The sequence below is a fragment of the Methylomonas methanica genome, assembly GCF_001644035.1.
Classification (GTDB): Bacteria; Pseudomonadota; Gammaproteobacteria; order Methylococcales; family Methylomonadaceae; genus Methylomonas; species Methylomonas methanica_A.
This window is the reverse complement of the sequence record NZ_LUUG01000059.1, coordinates 13342-30781: the sequence shown is the minus strand read 5'-3', so window position 1 is coordinate 30781 and position 17440 is coordinate 13342. Positions and strand designations below refer to the sequence as shown.

18 protein-coding genes, 1 tRNA gene and 1 riboswitch are annotated in these 17440 nt (G+C 50.4%); of the genes, 10 read left to right on the top strand and 9 right to left on the bottom strand.

The annotated features are described in order from the left end of the window. Positions 1-163 precede the first annotated feature (163 nt). The gene (locus tag A1332_RS08400) at positions 164-979 is read right to left on the bottom strand and encodes a hypothetical protein (RefSeq protein WP_157203971.1); all 816 of its coding nucleotides are present in this window, start codon (positions 977-979) and stop codon (positions 164-166) included. 398 nt (positions 980-1377) lie between these two features. Between A1332_RS08400 and A1332_RS08395 the strand changes: the two genes are divergently transcribed. The 3 genes from A1332_RS08395 to radA are packed head-to-tail and all read left to right on the top strand — an operon-like array spanning position 1378 to position 3422. Further along, positions 1378-1680: a type II toxin-antitoxin system Phd/YefM family antitoxin gene (locus A1332_RS08395; protein WP_064008050.1), complete on the top strand. Its 303-nt coding sequence runs from the start codon at positions 1378-1380 to the stop codon at positions 1678-1680. Positions 1681-1683: 3 nt separating this feature from the next. Beyond that, entirely contained in the window at positions 1684-2040 is a 357-nt protein-coding gene (locus A1332_RS08390) for a type II toxin-antitoxin system RelE/ParE family toxin (protein WP_064008049.1), read from the top strand. A 14-nt stretch (positions 2041-2054) separates the two neighbouring features. Continuing rightward, positions 2055-3422 carry a DNA repair protein RadA gene (radA, locus tag A1332_RS08385; protein WP_064008048.1) on the top strand — a complete coding sequence of 456 codons (1368 nt, stop codon included), beginning with the start codon at positions 2055-2057 and terminating at the stop codon, positions 3420-3422. Between the two features lie 79 nt (positions 3423-3501). Here the strand turns inward: radA and A1332_RS08380 are convergent, their stop codons facing one another. The 4 genes from A1332_RS08380 to A1332_RS25945 form a co-directional block, all read right to left on the bottom strand. After that, positions 3502-5157, bottom strand: a complete 1656-nt coding sequence (locus A1332_RS08380; protein ID WP_082879601.1) for a tetratricopeptide repeat-containing sulfotransferase family protein — start codon at positions 5155-5157, stop codon at positions 3502-3504. 90 nt (positions 5158-5247) lie between these two features. Then, the gene (locus tag A1332_RS08375; protein ID WP_064008047.1) at positions 5248-5670 is read right to left on the bottom strand and encodes a hypothetical protein; all 423 of its coding nucleotides are present in this window, start codon (positions 5668-5670) and stop codon (positions 5248-5250) included. 98 nt (positions 5671-5768) lie between these two features. Beyond that, on the bottom strand, positions 5769-6563 hold the full coding sequence (locus tag A1332_RS25615; protein WP_064008046.1) for a hypothetical protein: 795 nt from the start codon (positions 6561-6563) through the stop codon (positions 5769-5771). Between the two features lie 75 nt (positions 6564-6638). Further along, complete coding sequence (locus A1332_RS25945; RefSeq protein WP_231890244.1) at positions 6639-7616, bottom strand: hypothetical protein; 978 nt, start codon at positions 7614-7616, stop codon at positions 6639-6641. A 92-nt stretch (positions 7617-7708) separates the two neighbouring features. Further along, positions 7709-7788: riboswitch (cyclic di-GMP riboswitch) on the bottom strand. 377 nt (positions 7789-8165) lie between these two features. Here A1332_RS25945 and A1332_RS08355 point away from each other — a divergent pair. From A1332_RS08355 to A1332_RS08340, 4 genes are all read left to right on the top strand, one after another. Continuing rightward, the gene (locus tag A1332_RS08355) at positions 8166-8441 is read left to right on the top strand and encodes a hypothetical protein (RefSeq protein WP_064008043.1); all 276 of its coding nucleotides are present in this window, start codon (positions 8166-8168) and stop codon (positions 8439-8441) included. A gap of 288 nt (positions 8442-8729) precedes the next feature. Then, positions 8730-10103 (top strand): ATP-binding protein, encoded by a 1374-nt coding sequence (locus tag A1332_RS08350; protein ID WP_064008042.1) that lies wholly within the window; start codon positions 8730-8732, stop codon positions 10101-10103. Next, positions 10081-10629: a response regulator transcription factor gene (locus A1332_RS08345; protein ID WP_064008041.1), complete on the top strand. Its 549-nt coding sequence runs from the start codon at positions 10081-10083 to the stop codon at positions 10627-10629. The genes A1332_RS08350 and A1332_RS08345 overlap by 23 nt, the downstream gene beginning before the upstream one ends. A 384-nt stretch (positions 10630-11013) precedes the next feature. Further along, positions 11014-11089: transfer RNA gene (locus tag A1332_RS08340), tRNA-Lys, on the top strand. Between the two features lie 71 nt (positions 11090-11160). Here the strand turns inward: A1332_RS08340 and A1332_RS08335 are convergent. Further along, positions 11161-12051 carry a tyrosine-type recombinase/integrase gene (locus tag A1332_RS08335; RefSeq protein ID WP_082879600.1) on the bottom strand — a complete coding sequence of 297 codons (891 nt, stop codon included), beginning with the start codon at positions 12049-12051 and terminating at the stop codon, positions 11161-11163. Between the two features lie 174 nt (positions 12052-12225). Here A1332_RS08335 and A1332_RS26500 point away from each other — a divergent pair, with 174 nt between their 5' ends. Beyond that, positions 12226-12558, top strand: coding sequence for an integrase core domain-containing protein (locus tag A1332_RS26500; protein ID WP_082879599.1), 333 nt, complete (start codon positions 12226-12228; stop codon positions 12556-12558). 37 nt (positions 12559-12595) lie between these two features. Here A1332_RS26500 and A1332_RS08325 read toward each other — a convergent pair whose 3' ends face one another. The 3 genes from A1332_RS08325 to A1332_RS08315 all read right to left on the bottom strand — a co-directional run bounded on the left by A1332_RS08325 (position 12596) and on the right by A1332_RS08315 (position 16451). Then, positions 12596-14413 (bottom strand): ABC transporter ATP-binding protein, encoded by a 1818-nt coding sequence (locus tag A1332_RS08325; protein WP_064008085.1) that lies wholly within the window; start codon positions 14411-14413, stop codon positions 12596-12598. 158 nt (positions 14414-14571) lie between these two features. Beyond that, positions 14572-15330 (bottom strand): YdcF family protein, encoded by a 759-nt coding sequence (locus tag A1332_RS08320; protein ID WP_064008038.1) that lies wholly within the window; start codon positions 15328-15330, stop codon positions 14572-14574. Positions 15331-15437: 107 nt separating this feature from the next. Continuing rightward, positions 15438-16451, bottom strand: coding sequence for a tryptophan--tRNA ligase (locus A1332_RS08315; protein WP_064008037.1), 1014 nt, complete (start codon positions 16449-16451; stop codon positions 15438-15440). Between the two features lie 248 nt (positions 16452-16699). Here A1332_RS08315 and A1332_RS08310 point away from each other — a divergent pair, with 248 nt between their 5' ends. Both A1332_RS08310 and A1332_RS08305 read left to right on the top strand, forming a co-directional pair. Next, on the top strand, positions 16700-16999 hold the full coding sequence (locus tag A1332_RS08310) for a PilZ domain-containing protein (RefSeq protein ID WP_064008036.1): 300 nt from the start codon (positions 16700-16702) through the stop codon (positions 16997-16999). 36 nt (positions 17000-17035) lie between these two features. Continuing rightward, positions 17036-17440 (top strand): 6-pyruvoyl trahydropterin synthase family protein, encoded by a 405-nt coding sequence (locus A1332_RS08305; protein ID WP_064008035.1) that lies wholly within the window; start codon positions 17036-17038, stop codon positions 17438-17440.

The following is a 17440-nucleotide window of genomic DNA, read 5'->3' as shown; positions in this document are numbered from 1 at the left end:
TAACGTTTTCGGCCAAACGTTGTTTATCCCGCTATCGTGGTGGATTTTTGAATGAAAGATTAACGTTTAGGTAACCGGCAACCGCGCGAGGCGGCTCGTTCGAAGAGGTGCCCCGCTTTCGGTTGTCCGGTTGACCAGAGTGTTAGTGCGGGCAGAACTTCTTTCATTTTTGCTCAATTGACTTTGAATTCCAGTTCCAATACACGGATAGCACAATTGACGCAAACACCATTCCGACGAACGCGAGTACAACTAACGACATCTCGGTGACGCCAATCGTGTCGAGAAAGCCGATGAAAACTGCGGCTCCAATGAGACCGGTTGTAGTTGAAACAAGTATTGCTGCCCGTTTTCTCAGGCGTATAGGTTCGCTGCTCATCACCCCGGAGTTCGTGATATCCGAAGCTACGAATAAGAGCAAGGCCGCAAAGAAGAGCATCACCGCTTTTTGAGATCGTGAGGCGTAGCCAACATTTTCATCAATAGGAACTACTGATATTCCGGCGATCCGTGATCGGGCGCCGAACTCAGGCTTTTTTCCCGAGGTAAGCACAGAAACTGTGACGATGTCTTTCGGATTGAGCAGGAGCGGCTTGATTTTTATGGCCTGGGTCTCCCAAGACAAAGAAGCCTCGATATCCTTTGGCTTTGTTTCCGTGACTTGGGCTCTGGCGACAACAGATCCTTCCGCAAGGCGAATCTCTAATGGAGCCTCGAAATCTACAGAAGGAATTGGTTTGTCACCGTCATTTGAAAGCTCGAGCACCGTCAAATATGGCGACTTCAACGGGACGCCGTCTACTGCTACCTGCAATCCGCTTATTGATCCGACGTTGTCAGGCTGTAGATTAACCTGGGAGGCTACCCGCAGTTGCAATGAGCGCGATTCCAAATCGGAACGCCAAATCCAAACCGGGATTATGACGCTGATGATGGTCAATACAAGGGTCAGCGACTTCATATTAAGGAACCGATTCATGTGCTCATTCCGTAGTTCTAACAAGAAATAGATAGTTTCCGTATATCTACCGAAAAATGATCTTTGGCACGATAATTTATATTGGTCTGCATATGATCTTCCATTCTGTATATCATTCGGCGGAGAAATAATGGCCGGTAACGGCCAGACTGTTGCCATTGAATCAAATTGGGCGATAGACCACAACGGCTCGATAGCAACAGATTTAAAACGCCTGACCATTAATCACTCGTAAGCTCCGGCACATAGCCAATCGCTACAGCGCCAAATGTGTGGTCAAGCTGGTGTGTTAAAGATAGGCAGCAGAAGATGAGATAAACCGGAAGGTTTCGCTATGCAAATCAGTCCAAAGATCATAATATTGAGCGAAATTTTGAGCAAGCTAATCAGGAGTCGCCATGAGTATTGCTGCCGCCGACATAGTGCCGTTTTCCGAGGCGCGGACCCAGTTATCCGCTTTAGTGACCGAAGTGCAAACCGGTAAAGAAAAAATTATTACCAAAAACGGCGAAGGCGTGGCCGCGTTGATCGGCGCGGAACGCTTGGATCACTACCATCGCCTGGAACGTGCGCATATCCACTTATTGTTACTTCATGAAATCGAACGCGGACTAGCCGATGTCGAGGCGGGCCGCCACCAGGATGCCCGCGCAGCCTTAAAGCAGATTAAACAAAGTCGGACCAAATCCGCATCCGTTTGACCGATGCGGGTACGCTTTACCGACAACTTCCTGGCCAACTTGCAAGACATCGACGACTTTTGGCAAACGAACAATTTTCCGCAGGCTTACGACCGGTTGCTGGATAGCTTGAACGATCCCGTCATCCCTAATCTTGAGCGGTATCCGGAAATGGGCCGATTGTTTGCTCTCCATAGCCCCGAATCGGTTGAAGCAATGAGCGTGACAGAACGACTCGCCGACCGCTACTTGGCAATCCGCGAATATATTATGGAAGACTACTTACTATTGTACTTACCGACCGACGCAGTGTATTTGCTCGCAATCAAACACCACCAGCAACTCAGCTATGACTTGGCTGGCTTGTGGCTAAATAGCTAAATCTCTTTATCCCAATGGCAAAAAAATCAAAATCTGCTTACGTCTGTACCGAATGCGGCGCCGATTATCCCGGTTGGTCCGGGCAATGTAATCAGTGTGGGGCCTGGAATAGTATCAAGGAAGTGAAGCTGGGTAGTGGTAAGACCGCGCGCGATAATTCCGGTTATGCCGGTAGCCGCAGCGAAGTGCGCTTGTTGTCGGAAGTCAATTTGGCGCAAGCCGAGCGGATTTCCACCGGTCTGGCCGAATTCGATCGGGTGCTGGGCGGCGGCATCGTCACCGGCAGCGTGGTGTTGATCGGCGGCGCGCCGGGTGCCGGTAAGAGTACCATCCTTCTGCAAGCCATCGCTCATATCGCCCACCAATTGCAGGTGATATATGTCTCAGGTGAGGAGTCGCTGCAACAGATCGCCGAACGCGCCCATCGTCTGCAACTGAATACCGCCGGCATCAAGATGCTGGCCGAAACTTCGGTACAGCAGATTTGCCAGATTCTGGACGAAGAGCAGCCCAAGGTGGTGATCATCGATTCGATCCAGGTGATGTATACCGCAGATTCCGATTCGGCGCCCGGTTCGGTGTCGCAGGTGCGCGAGTCGGCCAGCTATCTGACGCAATACGCCAAACGCACCGGCGTGTCGTTTTTCATGGTCGGCCACGTCACCAAGGATCAATCGTTGGCCGGGCCGATGACCTTAAGCCACATCGTTGATGCCCAAGTGGTGTTGTCGTCCACAGACGATTCGCGCTTTAGAGTGTTGCGCGCCGACAAGAATCGCTTCGGCAGCGTCGGCGAACTGGGCTTTTTTGCGATGGAAAGCAGCGGCTTGAAGGAAGTGAAAAATCCGTCGGCAATGTTTTTATCCCGCGCCGAAAAGCCCTCGCCGGGCAGTGTGGTGACCGTATTATGGGAAGGTACCCGGCCTTTGCTGGTGGAGATTCAAGCGCTGGTTACGGAAAGCCAGTACGGCAATCCGCGCCGACTGGCGGTGGGCCTGGATCAAAACCGGCTGGCCATGTTGTTGGCGGTGTTGTCGCGCCACGGCGGGATATTCACCGGCAATGACGAGATTTACGCCAACGTGGTCGGCGGCATTAAAGTCACTGAAACCAGCAGCGACCTGGCGATCATGATTGGCGTGGTCTCCAGTCTACGCGACCGCATCATTCCCTACGATACGGTTTTCTTCGGCGAGGTGGGTTTAAACGGCGAGATTCGCCCGGTTGCCAACGGTCATGCTCGCCTTAACGAAGCCGCCAAGCACGGTTTCAAGCGAGCGATCATCCCGAAAAGCAATAAGCCCAAGGATGCGGTGAAGAACTTGCAAATCCATGCGGTCAGCAATATTCAAGAAGCGTTATCCGTGCTTGCGGAACTGTGAGATTTTGTTTGCAGTGGGGCAATTGGTTCAAATCGGAGATCGCCATACGCCTCGCCTTCGTATATTTTAGAACCTGGAGTTAGCCGAGATTGACAGCGTATCCGAATGCTTCAATAAAGGGCTGCAACTGCAAACTGATGGTATCGAAATGATTTCGATAATTCACCCAGCGATTAAGCGACGAGTTATAAATGGGTTGCGAAACAGCGGCAAAACTGGGTGTTGAAATATAACGCCCCTTAGCGCGTTCGTGAAACTTGTTAACCGAAGCATGCCATTCCACACCTAAAAACTCGAAAACTCGCTGATAAGCCGCTTCGAAATCGGTGACAGTATCCTCGTAACGCAACTCCAGGAAAGCGGGTTGAATAAGGTCTCTGATTTCAAGCCAATAGCTCATCACTGCGGTGTACTGTCTGGCGATGCCACTCCACGACGATAGATTAATAGTTGCTGGAGATGGGCTAAATGCCTGCATGAAACAACTCAGGCAGACGTCTCTCGGATCTCGCAAAGCAAATAGAATTTTGGCTTCGGGAAACACTACGCTGATCACGCCTAGATCAATAGTGTTCAGCGCATTCTTGTCCACTACCTGGCGGCGCATGACGTCTTCGCCGAATTCTTCGCGCATCCGGCGCCAATAAAACTGGCGCAATTGCTTGATGTGATTATTTGTCAGGGAGCGAAGAGCCTTGGCGTGATTGCCAACTACGCCACTTATCCGTTCAAGTTCCTGTGTCAACTCATGGACGATAGTGCTTTCATCGGTTGCAAGCAGCTTCGGGTGAGAGCCGAGTACCTGTTCAGTCAACGTTGTCCCGGAACGCAAAAAACCCAATAAAAACGCCGGAGCGGGCAAGCCATCATCGATCAACGATTCCACTGGCCAACGTTGTAACAGGTTTTGATCGAATCCGCCGCGATTACGATCCAAGGTATCGAAAATCATTTCGCGCTGTTCCGGGTTAAAGGGGGAGATTGCGGCGTGCTTGTCTCCGGCCATGCCCATACTGGTAAACGCTTCGTCGAATCGACCGAGCTTGTCTAATATGATGGCCTTTTCCAGCCAGGCCCGTGCGGTTTGTTCCGGGTCATCGTTGCGTTCAATGACTCTGTCCAATCGATTTAGCGCTTGCTCACGCTCCAGCAATTGTGCTTCCAAGATCGCCAACGCAATATTGCATCCCGGGTGGTCGGGAAGTAGTTGACAAACCTTCTGGGCAATCGGTAAAGCTTCTTTATTACGGTTAATTCGAGTCAAACACAGGGCTAGATTATTCAGCGTGACTGGCGAATTGGGCGCTAACGCGACTGCCAAGCGAGCCAGCTTTTCTCCCATTCCGGCTTCTCCCCAGTGCATGAGCTGGCTGGAGAGCTCCACTAGAAAGCGGGGATCACGGCTTTTACTCACTTGCCGTTCCAGCAAACGCGCCGCCTGCAGCAGTTGCCCGACGCCTTCTTTTTTACGCTTCAACCAACACAAAGCCTGACCAAGGCTGGCGCGATAGTAGGCGTCGCTGGGTTTTAATACGCTCAATTGACGGAAATATTGTTCGGCATCAGCGAAATTAGAATCAGCAACAGCCAGCTGAGCTTGACTATGTAGCCATTGCAAGTCGACTGCCGATTTAGTGGCATCCTGTGATTCGCGATTTGCACAGCATACTTTGTATTTTTTGCCACTGCCGCAGGGGCAGGGCGCATTGCGGTTAGGTTTTACTGAAGTAGACATTATAAGATCAACAAGTCAGGTGGTAGCCGTTTCAAGAGCTTTTGCAGACACCGCTCCACTGCTCTAATTTGCAAACTTGCCATCGGGTTGTCATCGTCGGTAATCACTAAATCGCCTTTTTCGCTCAAAGTGTATTCGTGGCTTATCAACCATGGCGCCCGTAAATCGCGGTTTTGATGATCCAACGCTATCGCTCGGTTGGATAAAATCCGTCACTTCTGTTTTCTCCGTGACAAATACGCGGACATTGAGCATGACTTGCTTCAGCGTTCTGTAAACCGATGCAACAGCAGTAGAGCCTTCGCCACGAGTAAAGCCGACATAGTTCAACGCCAAAGATACCATCGTCTTTAAAAAGAGCGCGTAATCGCTCAGTATTTCAATTGTTAATAGGTGCGTTGGTTCGCAGCTACCCGTAAAACTAATCAGGATGAATTTTGGGCTACTCATAATTTTAGCCATAAAAAACCCCGAACCGGCTTCATGCCGTAATTCGGGGTTGAATGCTTCCATACACTGGTTAATCCGTTAACATTCCTGCGTTTTAAAAACTCCTGTATTAAAACTTATGCCCCTTTTCTTCAGGGCGATCCTATTTACCGTTATTTCATTTATGCTGAGCGTTTGCGTTTACCGACGCCAATGAGACCCGCCATTGCCGAGCCGAACAGCCAAACAGCAGCTGGAACAGGCACGGGAGCGGCAGTCACTTCCAAATTAAAGCTACTTCCCGCCGCACACGTTCCGTCGAAACAACTGCCACCCGCAGCAATCAGATAATATCCCGATTTTAGTCCGCTTAATGTCAAAGACGAGAAATCAGCGCCGCTTGCCCAAGAAGAGGCGATAGCAGAAACCCATGGCGATGAAGAAACACCACCCGCACCGACAGCGTCACCATCACCATTGGTAAACGAACCACCGGAATTGCTGTAACCGATGAAGTCAGTGATGCCAATGTTACCTAACGAGGCGTTATCCGACACACCGCCATCCGCCGGGCCGCGAACTTGAGAGTATGTATGCAAGCCAAAACCACCTGCGGATAAGTTAAAATCACTGGTGCCGCTGGTCCAAACTGAAAACGCTGGATTATCGATGCCATTAGTGGCGGCCGCAGTCATCTTAATAGTCAAATTTACCGTCGCGCCACTGGCGATCTGCGCAGCCGAACCCACTTGCAACTTGGCGAAGGTAGAACCGGTATGCACCCAGCCAAAACCATTAGATCCGGAAATAGAATCTGCCCATGACTTTTTCCCGGCAGTGCTGGTTCCTGCCAAGGCGCTTCCAGTGAAAGTACCTAAATCTACTTCAGCAACACCCAATGCATTCGCGTGCGATGATGCAGCCAAAGCTACGGTGCCCAAAATGCCGACAATCGCTTTATGAAGCTTTCTATTCATACTGTTCTTCCCAAAATAATCACATAAAAAGACAAAGTATCCGCATTTTCCATAACGCGGATACCTACTTGTTGATTAAGCCGCAGTTGTTTTACGACGACCAAAACCAACGAAACCTGCCAATGCGCTGCCAAACAGCCAGACTGCGCCTGGGACTGGAACGGAAGCGACCACGATATTGTTGGCATACTGCGCCACTGCGTTGGTAGTCAGTGTCAGCTTGTATTTGCCGCCAGCTGCGCTTTGGTCGCCTATTGCGATGGTGTATTCCCCGCCAGTTCCTGCTCCATTAAACTCATAACCTTGCAACGCTAAACTTACACCGAAGCTATCGCCGGCATTGGCTGCCAATTGCGTGGTCAGCAATGTCAACCCGGTTAAACCTGGGCCTTGTGCCCAACCGCCATACACCGAAAATGCCAATTTCTGAGAGCCGAGAGCGATGTCGCTCAAATCGTCTTCCAAGGTGATGTTCAAATACAGCGGACCGGCAGTCAGCAGGTTAGCTTCCGGATTGCCACTTCCAGTGCTGGTGTGAACATTGGCGAAATCCAAACCGGTATTGGCGGCAGAAACCCCGGCTTGCCAGGAGTTGGCGCCAACCGCAAACTGAACATCGGTAGGTAACTGATTACCGGCGTTGGCTGCGTTGTGGTTGTAGTTGTAGACTTGTCTTAGCAGGCTGTTTGTATTGGTATTTGCCGTGCCGACGCAATCCGCTGTTGTCGTGCCGCCGCAATAGTTGCCGGTCTCGACTATGCGCGTAGTGGTTCTATTGTGTAGCCCCAAGTAGCCTATGGAAGTCAGCGTTGTGCTGGAGTCCAGCCACGGAGAAATGGGTCCGTTCGTCCAAACGGCTTGATTACCCGCCAAGGTTTGGGCGATAGCATTGGCGCCCGATGTGCCGCCTGGAAGTCCGGCGGTGCCTCCGGTAGGGCTAATATTTCCGTAGCCGCCCACGTTGTAGCTGTTATGAGCGAATACGGTTGGAGACATGGCTAGAGACGCCACCAGAGTAGTCGATGCAGCAACTATTTTTGCAAAATTTTTCATTATTTCCCTCGAAAGAAAGTAGTAAGCGCAGAAGTAAATGCCCTCAATGACTCGCCAATTTATTAAAAATAGAATGGCTATCACCCACAGCAGCTAGCAGCCTGGCTTTCTTATTATTTTAAGAACCGCGGCTTTCCGGCCCCGCCTCACGACGGGTGTGGCAATTCTTGCTTCCAGAGATTTGCTAATTACGCCAGCGGCAGACATGGCAGGGATAGATAACTACTAACCGCTTTTCGGAGAGCAAACCACGAAGCAAGCGCACTAGTTAAAGCGAATAATGGGCCAGTTTAATAAAGCATATATATTTCATTGTATTACGGCTTATTTTGCTTGGGGTGGCTTGACTGAGTCTCGGGCGAAACTCAGTGAAATAGCTCAGAACTATGTTTTATATAACACAGTTCAATTATTGGTGATTAATCAGGGTTTGGTGGTGAATTTTGTTTTGGCGGATTTGATCAGGAATTTCTTTCTTTTCTAGTCATTTATTGTTAGGTTGTTGCGCCGCTAATTGGGTTGGCACGAGATTTTTCAGTGGAGAGATGTATGCAAAAAACCGATAAAACCCCGCTGTGGGTGTTCTTGGCCCTATCCAGTATAGAAACCCGCAAAGGCGCGTTACTGTTGATCTGGAGTAGTATTGTTTTTACCGTTTACTGTGTGCCTTGGCCGCTATATTTCGACGGCAACGGCTGGGTTGCCAAGTTATTTTTAATAGACGACTGGGAATGGTTCGCGATGATGCTGCCCATGACGTTCTGGTATTGGCTGAGCATGAGATGGGTGGATAAAAACGGCGGTTGGCGTTTGGCTAATGCGTGATATGCCGCACTATTTTTTAGGGGCATGATTCGTGAGATCGTGCCGCTTGCTTCGAAATGACTAGCTCGTGGATTTTTCTTTAGTTCTTATTAATTGGCTAGCTCAATTTTGTTCGCCGAAGACTAGCAGTTAATATTTGGCGAATAAAACAGGGTGACGGTTTGACTCGCGAAAGTCGATTGAGAATACTCCGGTGACCGGCATCCAAATTTGATCGGCTTTCCATCATGTTAAGCGAACGGCGGTCGTATATCGCTGCGACGCTTTCTTAAATTTAGTGTTGTTTCTATGCTTTCACACATTCTGCCCAAAGCCGAAATTTCCATTCGGGAAAACCTGCGGTGGTTATACATCCTTAGGAATTTAATGCTGTTTGCCGTCACGGTCGCGGTGTTTATCGCGGTGAACGGCTTAGGTATCAATTTGCCGCAAAATCAGTTGTGGCTGGCGATTTTTGCGATTTCCATACTCAATCTATACACCTGGCTGCGGCTGAGAACTCCGGAAGAGGTCACCGAGCACGAGATTTTTTCGCAAATATGCATGGATGTGTTGGCGCTGGCCTATTTGCTTTATCTCACTGGTGGCGCGTCAAATCCGATCATTTGGGTATTTCTATTACCTTTGATTGTTACCGCTATCATGCTGCCGCAAGCTTACGCCTGGAATATGGTGATCATTACATCCTGTGTCTATACGGTGTTGATTGCCTACAACGTACCCTTGCCGGCCGTAGAGCCGCATATGGCACATCCGGCGATGGCGGAGATGACGCCGGAAATGAGTCTGCAAATGCATTTGATGAACGACAGGCGCTATTTCAATCTGCATGTATTTGGTATGTGGTTTGGTTTTGTGTTTAGCGCCGGACTGGTAGCGTTTTTTGTGGTCGAACTGTCCAAGACCTTGAAGGAACGAGAGCGCAATTTGGCCGACGCCCGCGAGAGTGCATTACGCGATGAGCGGGTGGTGTCTTTGGGTACCTTGGCAGCTAGTGCGGCGCATGACATGGGCACGCCGCTGGGCACGATTGCAATATTGACGCATGAAATGGCGGAAGAGTTGTCGGAGCATCGTTACCCGGATATGCATCAGAAGCTGGTGATCGTTCAGCAGCAGATTGATCGCTGTAAACAGGCCTTGTCGGTGATGTCGGCCTCTGCCGGCGAGATGCGGGCGGAATCCGGCAAGGTGATGCTGGTGAGCGAGTATATCGATGAAGTGCTGGGCCAGTGGCGTACGCATAAAGCCGCTACCCGGCTCAAACTATTTATTTCGCCGAATGTGGATATGGAGGCGCGCGTGATTGCGGAGCGCACCGTGACTCACTCCATCATCAATATCTTGAATAATGCTGCCGAGGCGTCGCCGGTCGATGCAGGCATCGAGTTTCATGTGGAATGGGATGAGGAAACGCTAAACCTGAAAATCCGGGATTTTGGACCAGGCCTGCCCGCCGAATTTATTGAGTTTGCCGGGCATCAACCGGTCAAGAGCAATAAGCAAGGCATGGGTGTTGGCTTGTTCTTGACCTATACCACTATCAAGCGACTCGGCGGTAAAATACAGTTCAGTAATTTAGAGTCGGGCGGTGCCTGCGTTGAGATCAGTTTGCCGCTATTAGCTAAGGAGAGTACGCATGAACGAATTACCTATGGATAAACCCAATTTACTGCTGGTCGATGATGATGTCACCTTTTGTTCGGTGTTGAAGCCGGCGTTGGAAAAGCGCAATTTTCAAGTGACCGTCGCCAACGATGTCGATACGGCAATGAAGCTGGCGGAACAAACCGAGCCTGAATATGCGGTAATCGACTTACGGATCGGTTTCGATTCCGGTCTGGAAATGGTCAAGAAATTGATTTCCTTGGATGACAATACCCAAATCGTCATGTTGACTGGCTTCGCCAGTATTGCCACTGCGGTGGAGGCTATAAAATTGGGCGCGATCCATTATCTGACCAAACCGGCCAACGCCGATGAGATTGTCAGTGCCTTATACAAAAACGAAGGTGATGCGTCTGTAGCTATTAGTGACAATCCGCTATCGGTTAAGCGCTTGGAGTGGGAGCATTTACAAAAAGTGCTGATGCAACACGACGGCAACATCTCCGCCGCCGCCAGAGCGTTGAATATGCACAGAAGAACATTGCAAAGAAAGTTGGAAAAAAGGCCGGTGAAGGAATGAGAAGGCCTGATTTAATTTGCAGTAAGAGTGCTCTCGCTGAATATATTTGAAACGGAGCGCGAGCGAAGTGAACATTTTTAGTCCCTGATAGCCTTAGCGCCGGACGGGTTTTCATAGCTAAGTGGAGAAAGCCTGCAAAGGCATCGCGGTACGGGGTTAAGTCATCAGAGAGCCTATGTTCCGCCCTTTGCTGGGTCGGAACGAGATAGCGCGGACGAGTCGGGGCGCCGCAGGCATAAGCGTTCGAGTCGTTTTTGCCGATTTTTCCTGCGGGGGAAACTCGAAAAAGTCTTTCGGCAAAAATAGCGACTCCCGAATTTTTGTAATTATTACAATTAATCGTTGCAAAGAAGATAATTTTAAGTATAATGGGCGGCTCAATCAGGGTCGTTAGCTCAGCCGGTAGAGCACCGCACTTTTAATGCGATGGTCGTGCGTTCGAATCGCACACGACCCACCATCGAATGACTAGTAAAATCAAGCTGTTAGGTTTACGCCTTACAGCTTTTTTTTGCCTGTTTGGTAGCAGTGTCAACAAAGTGTCAACGCCGGATTAGTTTGTAAAATTTCCCGTAAATAATCAGGAGCCAAGTGGCTGTACTTCATTGTCATGTTTAATGACGAATGGCCTAGAATCTTTTGTAGCGCAAGAATATTACCGCCATTCATCATGTAATGTGAGGCGAACGTATGCCTTAAAACATGGGTTCGCTGACCTTCAGGGAGATTTATTCCCGACTCATAAAGCCTGGGTGTAAATGTCGAATAGCTATCAGTCAGCCGGTCGAGAATTAAGCGATCATGTAGACGCTTATAAAGAGCCTCAGAGATAGGCACCGATCGAGATTTTTTAGACTTGGTTTCATGATAATGAACCATATTGTTAGACAAATCTGATAAAGCCAGGCTTTGAGCCTCACCCCACCTGGCACCTGTAGCCAGGCACACCAACGCTATCAGATAAGCATCAGATTCGCTTTTTTCGAGATAAGAAAAGAGCTTTTTTATCTGGTCAGTTGATAAGAAAACAGTTTTAGGCTCAGAAAGACGAATTTGCTTTATCGCTGAAAAATGGTTTTTACCCTCATATTGGCCAGAACGAATCAGATCATTAAAAACCGCTTTAAAGGTTTGTAACTCGCGGTTGAGTGTCGCCGGTTTTGTACCTTCAGTGATACGAGCCGAACGGTATTCAATAAAAACAACAGGTTTAAAAACGGTCATAACGGGATTACCCATTTTTGCACTAGCTTGAATCATACGCTGAAAGCTATCCTGACCTGAATTGAGCAACTGGCCTGTAGACTGATACCAAAGATTGACGAAGTCTGAAAGCTTACGGGTATCCTTTTTCGGCAACGTGTAACCAGGATCAACAGCAACACGAGATTGAACTATTACCTCATAACGCTTAGCAGCCACCTTAGTATCGAAGGTTTTACGAATACGCTTACCCGAGAGTGAACGCCGCCAAACAGCTCGAAAAGTCAGACAAAAATCTAAAAGATATCTTGCGCATCGCGCAAGAAAAGCATGGCGGAATCGTCATCATGCCACATGCAATGACGGCATTTTCGACAACGATTCGATATAGGAATGGTTGCAACTTCTCCAGGCGGGTTAAGGTTTTCGTTGGACTCGCGCGATACTTCGAAGTTGCTGCGGGTCGTGGGTAATCAGGTATCATTAAGTGCCCTGGGACGCTGGGTTCGAGCGGAGAGTAACTGCTGGGACAATTCGCCGACCGAACGATTTTTTCGCAGCTTGAAGCATGAACAACTCAACTATGAAAAATTCAAAACCAAAATCGCGGCAAAATTGAGCGTGATCTATTATTTGGCTTTTTATAATGGCCGCCGGGCACATTCAACATTGGGCTATCAGTTCCCTCTCGAATTCGAGAGGGGGTTTTATAGAACGGCGGCCTAAACATGTGTTCGGTTTTTGTTGACCATTACAATCGCCGCTAAACCACCTCATCCGGCAAAAACCCACCGGCCTGCATGCTCCACAGCCGATAATAAAACCCCTGCTTATCCAGCAGCTCCTGATGACTGCCATCCTCGACAATCCGGCCTTGATCGAAGACTAATACCCGGTCCAGATGAGCGATGGTGGACAGGCGGTGGGCGATGGCGATCACGGTTTTGCGGCCCATGACGCGGTCCAGGTTTTCCTGGATGGTTTTTTCGGTGATCGAGTCCAGGCTTGAGGTGGCTTCGTCCAAGATCAGAATCGGCGCGTCTTTCAGCATCACCCTGGCGATGGCGATGCGTTGGCGTTGGCCGCCGGACAGTTTCACGCCGCGCTCGCCGACCAGTGATTCGTAACCTTCGGGCATGGCCGCGATAAACTCTTCGGCATGCGCCAGTTTGGCGGCGATGCTGATTTGCGCGTCGTCGGCATCCAGTTTGCCATAGCCGATATTTTCTTTCAGACTGCGGTGAAACAGGCTGGGATCTTGCGGAATCAGGCTGATTTGCGCGTGCAAGGAATCTTGGGTTGCCAGCAGAATATCTTGGCCGTCCACTAGAATTTGCCCGGCTTGCGGTTCGAAATTGCGCAGGATCAAGTTTACGAAGGTGGATTTGCCGGAGCCGGAGAAGCCGACCAAACCCACTCGCTGCCCCGGTTCAATCACCACATTCAGTCTGTCAAACACCTGCCGGCCAGGTTCGTAGCTAAAACAAACGTCTTTAAATTCGATGCGGCCCTGGCTGATTTGCAAGGGTTTGGCGTCCGGCACGTCGATGATTTCATGGCTCTGGATGATGGTATCCACGCCGTTGGCGACGTTGCCGACGTATTCAAAAAACTCCAGAAAGCGCCGGCTCAAATTGCGGGCGTCGCCGATCACTAATATCGCCAAGCCGGTGCTCATGGCAAAAGCGCCGACGCTGATTTCGCCGGCTTGCCAAAGTTGCAAGGCGTAGCCGATGGTGCCGATTTTCAGGATCGCAGCGGCGGTAAATTGAAACCAGCGTACCCGTTCCATATACCAAAACGTGCGGCGGGCACTTTTTAATTCGCTAGCCAGAAATCCGTCGAGATACTCGCGCTCATGCTGCAACCGCGCGAACAGCTTGGCGTTGATGATATTGGTCACCGCATCGACGATCTTGCCGTTGACCATGCTGCGGGTAGCTGCAAAATCTTGCGCGTAGGGTTGGCAGCGGGTCGCCAGCCAATACGAGATCAGCACGTACATCAACACCCAGGCAGCTACGAACAAACCCAAGCCTTGATGCACACCTAGCAACAGCGTCACCGATACGGTGAATGTAACGGCAATAGGCCAGAAATCGCATATGATGGACCAGGTGGTATGATTGACGCTCATCGCGGTTTCGCTGATGCGATGCGCCAGCGCGCCGGCGAAATGATTGCCAAAATAGCGCGGCGCGTGGTTTTGCAGATACGCAAACAAAGACCGCGCCGTGCCTTGCCGCAAACGCGGTCCCATGATGATCAGCACCGCGCCGCTGCTACGGCTGAAAATAATCTCGGCCAGGTTCAGGCCGGCGAGTAGTAGTAAAGGCTGTTTGAAAGTCTCCAGCCAATCGCCAACCGGCATGGGCTGACTGGCGACCGCGTCCATCAAGGCTTTAATCGCATACGGCACCAGAATGCTGCCGGCGGCCTGACCGGTTTCCAGTATCAGCATCAACAACAACAGCCAACGGAATGGCTTTAGACAGAATAGGATGAAACGCCAGGGGTTGGCAGGTAACGGCGGTGCGTCCGCTGCGCGACGGAGACCCTCCTTGGTGGCTGATTTGGGCATGATGAAATCAATTAAGCAAAGCTGGTTGGCATTATAGCCAATTGCCACGCGTCCGCGCCGTTGATGAGCGAGCCATGCAGCGCCAGCGGGTATTAATGACCGTTCGCCCTGAACTTGTCGAACGGAACACCAGTGTTAAATAGAGCCGGGTTAATAAATCAGTAGCGGATGCGGTACCACAACATGCCGATCATTTCATGAGCCAGCAAAAAACTGTTAGACCAAGCGGTCGGGGACGGCAACCAATCCAACACGCGGGTTTCGCCTGCGTGACCAATAAACGCCGTCGGTGCAGGCAAGACATCGAAACCGGCTTTGCGAAACTCCATAGCAGCGCGCGGCATATGGTAGGCCTGGGTAACCAACACGATTTTATTGATGCCAAATTCCTTTAACAGCTCGCGGCTGAAGCGGGCATTTTCGGCCGTATTGCTGCTGCGAGGTTCCTGCCAGGCTAAAGGAGTTTTAAATTCGTTGCTCAGGGTTTGCGCCATCAAAACCGCTTCTGGAACGTCATCCTGCTCCAGCATACCGCCCCCGGATGCGAGAATCGGCAAACCCAACTCCCTGGACAACTTGGCAGCATAGCGCACGCGCAGCAAGGTTCTGACATGTAAAGTGACCTGCCCAGGATACTCCGGTGCAGACGTTTCGATGCCGCCGCCTATCACTACCAAGGCTTGCGGTTTGAATTGCTGCACGGCTTGGCTAGAGAGAGGCGGAACCCGCTCCCACAGCAAGGCCCATTGCTTAACCACAATCGGCAAGCTCAGTAACCATAACAGTGTCAGGCAGACTATCGTCATGCGCTTACCCCATTTATGTTGGTCCAGAAACATACCAACCAGCGCTAGGATTACCAGGGAAGTTGGCGGCAGCAAGAGTAGCTTGATGATGTAGATGACGATAATGGACATTGGCTGCGATCATCCTTGAGCAAGTATCAGTCGATATGACTATAGACCAGCCCTATTGGGAGTGAACTAGAGACGCAAGATTTTGCGTCTCTACAGACTTGGTGCCGTTATATCGCCAATCTGGAAATCCCCACCGCTTCTCGCAAGGTATTGATAAACGGCCGGGTGATGGCACGGGCTTTCTCGGCGCCTTCCTGCAATTGTTGCTCGATGTGCTCCGGCGCCTCCATTAAAGCTTCGTAGCGCTCACGGGCCGGGGCGATTTCATCGTTGATTTTCTCGAACAACACCTGCTTCATCTCGCCCCAGCCTATGCCTTCCGCATAGCGTTGGCGGATGGCATCGATTTCGTGCTTATTAGCGAAGGCCTGATAAATACCGAATAAGGTGCAACCCTCCGTATCTTTAGGTTCGCCGGGTTCCAGCGAGTTGGTTTTGATCTTGTTGATCAGCTTGCGCAGTTTCTTTTCCGGCTCGAATAAGGGGATGGTGTTGTTGTAGCTTTTGCTCATCTTCCGACCGTCCAGACCCAGCAAGGTGGCGGCATTGTCATCCAGCACCGCTTCCGGCAAGACAAAATGTTCGCCGTAGATATGGTTAAAGCGGCTGGCAATGTCGCGGGCCATTTCGATATGCTGGATTTGGTCTTTACCGACCGGCACCTTGTTGGCATTGAACATCAAAATATCCGCCGCCATCAGGATCGGATAGCTGAACAAGCCCATCGTGATGCCTTTGTCCGGGTCGTTGCCTTCGGTCTCTTCATTCTCGGCAACCGCAGCTTTATAGGCATGCGCACGGTTCATCAAGCCTTTGGCGGTAACACAGGTCAGCATCCAAGTCAGTTCCAGGATTTCCGGCACATCGGACTGCCGATAAAACACCGCGTTAGAGGTATCCAAACCCAGCGCCAGCCAGGTCGCGGCAATTTCCAGACTGGACTGCTTGACCCGCGCCGGCTCGTTGCATTTGATCAGCGCATGGTAATCGGCCAGGAAATAAAATGGTCTGACATGCTCGTCTTTGCTGGCATTGATTGCCGGCCGAATGGCCCCGGCGTAATTGCCGAGATGCGGCGTGCCGGTGGTGGTGATACCGGTAAGGACAATGGATTTACTCATGCTGCTGCCTGCGCTGTCTGTATTAAAAAGTGGCGGAATTTTACACAAATAGCCTGGGATAGTCAGGCAATAAAACCGGCGCAACAGTCGAATTCGGTTATGCCAACTCCATCACAGCACGCCCTAAAATCCTGGCAATTCGGAATTTTTAGACCACTATTTCCTAACCAGAGCCACGGTTTTTTATAGTAAACTCCTTGCCACTGATTTTTTACCCAACCACTGCCAATCCGAATCGGGGGAAGCCAATGCTGAATCATGATGAAAAACGCGATTACATCCGTATGGATGTGGACTGTGACATTACCTATAAGCTGGCCGATTCCAGCGAGGTCAGCACCGGCAGATGCACGACGCTTAGTGGCGCTGGCGTATCGTTTATTGCCGAACGGCCATTCGAGATCGGTCTGGCGATGGAAGTCAGCATCATGCCGAAAACCCAAATCACCCCACCGATGACGGCTTTTATCGAAGTGGTGCGTAGCGTCAAGCAAGGCGACGGCAATTTTGAAATCGCCGCTTCGATTAAAAGCATCAAAGGCAACTAAGGACAGCACCCGTTCCTCACAAGGACGTAACACTCTATGTATATCATCACCAAAGAAGTTTATTTTTGCTACGGCCACCGCCTGATGAACCATCCGGGCAAGTGCCGTAACCTGCATGGTCACAGCGTCAAAGCCAGCATTTCCATCAAACAAAACCAGCTCAACGACCAAGGCATGGTCTGCGATTTTTCGGACGTGAAAGACTGCGTGGATGGGTTTATAAATAAGGTGCTGGATCACAACTTTTTGCTGCATAAAGACGACCCTATCATTCCGGCGCTGGTCGCCAACAACGAACAGTTTTTGGCTATCGACGAACATCCGACCGCCGAAGTGCTGAGCAAGATGATCTACCAACATGTCAAACAACAAGGCTTTAATGTCGATCAAGTGGTGCTGTGGGAAACCGCCAGCGCCAATGCTTGTTATCGGGAAGAGTGA

Bases quoted from the DNA above. Each gene is read 5' to 3' on its own strand.
- A1332_RS25615 (WP_064008046.1), bottom strand. From the start codon at position 6,563: ATGAATAGAAAGCTTCATAAAGCGATTGTCGGCATTTTGGGCACCGTA.
- A1332_RS08305 (WP_064008035.1), top strand. From the start codon at position 17,036: ATGTATATCATCACCAAAGAAGTTTATTTTTGCTACGGCCACCGCCTG.
- A1332_RS08325 (WP_064008085.1), bottom strand. From the start codon at position 14,413: ATGCCCAAATCAGCCACCAAGGAGGGTCTCCGTCGCGCAGCGGACGCA.
- A1332_RS08315 (WP_064008037.1), bottom strand. From the start codon at position 16,451: ATGAGTAAATCCATTGTCCTTACCGGTATCACCACCACCGGCACGCCG.
- A1332_RS08380 (WP_082879601.1), bottom strand. From the start codon at position 5,157: ATGTCTACTTCAGTAAAACCTAACCGCAATGCGCCCTGCCCCTGCGGC.
- A1332_RS08310 (WP_064008036.1), top strand. From the start codon at position 16,700: ATGCTGAATCATGATGAAAAACGCGATTACATCCGTATGGATGTGGAC.
- A1332_RS25945 (WP_231890244.1), bottom strand. From the start codon at position 7,616: ATGAAAAATTTTGCAAAAATAGTTGCTGCATCGACTACTCTGGTGGCG.
- A1332_RS08395 (WP_064008050.1), top strand. From the start codon at position 1,378: ATGAGTATTGCTGCCGCCGACATAGTGCCGTTTTCCGAGGCGCGGACC.
- radA (WP_064008048.1), top strand. From the start codon at position 2,055: ATGGCAAAAAAATCAAAATCTGCTTACGTCTGTACCGAATGCGGCGCC.
- A1332_RS08355 (WP_064008043.1), top strand. From the start codon at position 8,166: ATGCAAAAAACCGATAAAACCCCGCTGTGGGTGTTCTTGGCCCTATCC.
- A1332_RS08400 (WP_157203971.1), bottom strand. From the start codon at position 979: ATGAATCGGTTCCTTAATATGAAGTCGCTGACCCTTGTATTGACCATC.
- A1332_RS08350 (WP_064008042.1), top strand. From the start codon at position 8,730: ATGCTTTCACACATTCTGCCCAAAGCCGAAATTTCCATTCGGGAAAAC.
- A1332_RS08375 (WP_064008047.1), bottom strand. From the start codon at position 5,670: ATGGAAGCATTCAACCCCGAATTACGGCATGAAGCCGGTTCGGGGTTT.
- A1332_RS08390 (WP_064008049.1), top strand. From the start codon at position 1,684: ATGCGGGTACGCTTTACCGACAACTTCCTGGCCAACTTGCAAGACATC.
- A1332_RS08345 (WP_064008041.1), top strand. From the start codon at position 10,081: ATGAACGAATTACCTATGGATAAACCCAATTTACTGCTGGTCGATGAT.
- A1332_RS08320 (WP_064008038.1), bottom strand. From the start codon at position 15,330: ATGTCCATTATCGTCATCTACATCATCAAGCTACTCTTGCTGCCGCCA.
- A1332_RS26500 (WP_082879599.1), top strand. From the start codon at position 12,226: ATGGTTGCAACTTCTCCAGGCGGGTTAAGGTTTTCGTTGGACTCGCGC.